The following is a 1,797-nucleotide window of genomic DNA, read 5'->3' on the forward strand; positions in this document are numbered from 1 at the left end:
CGCGCCGCATCGGCCTGCTGCTGCCTCCATCCGCGAGCAGGTGGCCCAGGCCGGCGGCGGTTCGGCGCGCGCCCTGGGATTGGAGGAGATCGCGCGCATGGTGCGCGTCGCCTACGATCCCGCGGCCCAGGAGGCGCTCGAGGAGCGCGACGAGCCGCCGTACGTCGCGTGGGAGGATTGCGGGCCGGTGGCGTGCGAGGCCGGCTGGAGCGATTACGCGCATGATTCCGGTCTGAGCCGCACATGGGAGATGGTGGATCCCCCGCAGAGCAACGTGACCGCCGACACGCTCACCCGGCTGCTCGCCCCGCTGGCGGACTGCGACCGCAAGCGGGTCACGGTGCTCTACCGGATGCTGCCTCCCGACAGGACCATGTTCCTGGCCGAGCAGAACCGGCAGAAGGCCGCCAACCAGGTCAGCCAGGAGAAGCGCGCCACGGTGAGGTCCATGAGCCAGATCGGCAAGGCCAACCGTCAGGCCGTCGAAACGAACCAGGGCGCCGTGATGGTGTTCTTCGGCATGCTCGTCACCGTCACCGTGGCGAGGGGCGAGCAGGAGGGGCGGCGGCTCGAGGCCGCGTCCAGGGCCGTGGAGCAGGCCGCCGGCGGCGCGAAGATCGATCTCCGCCCGTGCTACGGGGCCCAGGACACGGGTTTCGCCGCATGCCTGCCCCTCGGGTTGAACGTCGGATCGTACAAGCCGGCCGGACCGCTCGGCCGACTCATGTGAGAAAGGCGGATGGGATGAGACTTTTCAGGAAGCCTGATTCCGCTGCCTCCTCCGATCCGGTGGAGCGCATGGAGGCGCTGCTGGAGGCTCCTTTACGCGCCGAGACGGACCGGCCGTATCCGCCGATCCCGTGGCGCGGCAGGAGGATCCGCGGCGGCGGATACGCGTCGCTGATGCCCACGGTGGACGAGTTCTTCGGCACGTCGAGCCAAGTGTGCGGCGGGTTCTGGCCGTTCGGCACCGACATGGCGCTTCCCGTGGAGGGCGTGCCGGTCGGCCGCTCCCTCGCCACGGGGGCCGGCGTGTGCTGCGATCCGATCAGCTGGTTCAAGGCCGGCATCATCAAACAGCCGTCCATGTTCCTCCTGGGTCTGCCCGCGATCGGCAAATCCACGTTCGTGCGACGCCAGGTGCTCGGGCTGAGCGCGCTCGGCATGAACGCGATCATCCCCGGCGACCTGAAACCCGATTACGCGTCGCTGGTCGGCATGCTCGGCGGCCAGGTCATCCGCCTGGGCGCCGGCATCGGCGTGGTCAACCCGTTGGACCCCGGCGACCTGCACTACGCGCTGCAACGACTGGACGGCAAGGCTCGCAAGGACCTCGCCGACTATTACAACGACACGCGCTGCGCGCTCATGGAGGTGCTGCTGACGATCATGCGCACCGGTCGCGAATCGGATGCGGACGCGGGGCAGCGCGGGGTCACCGCCCGCGAATCCGACATCCTCTCCGTCGCGGTGCGCGTGCTGTACGAACGGTGCGGCGGCGATCCGCAGCCGCCGGTCGTCGCCGACCTGCGCGACCTGCTCGCATCGGGTCCCAGGGAGGTGCGCGAGGCCGCCGTCTACGACGATCCGGGCAACGACGAACTGTATGCGGCGCAGGTGCGCGGCCTGCTGGCCGACCTGCACGGGTTCGCGAACCGGATGACCAAGTTCGGCCGCCTGTTCGGGGAGCAGACCACGGCGCGCATCGACCTGAGCCGGCCCGTTGACTTCGACATCAGCGCCCTCGCCCAGTCGGGCGACGACGTGGTGGCGGCCGTGCTGGCGACCACCTGGACG

2 pseudogenes are annotated in these 1,797 nt (G+C 69.9%); both read left to right on the plus strand.

Going from position 1 to position 1,797, the window contains the following annotated elements:
- Window positions 1-730 (plus strand): annotated as a pseudogene (locus BISA_RS12105) (SCO6880 family protein); the annotation flags it as partial.
- 68 nt (window positions 731-798) lie between these two features.
- A pseudogene (locus BISA_RS11735) lies at window positions 799-1,797 on the plus strand (ATPase); the annotation flags it as partial.

The sequence above is a fragment of the Bifidobacterium saguini DSM 23967 genome (assembly GCF_000741715.1).
GTDB lineage: Bacteria > Actinomycetota > Actinomycetes > Actinomycetales > Bifidobacteriaceae > Bifidobacterium > Bifidobacterium saguini.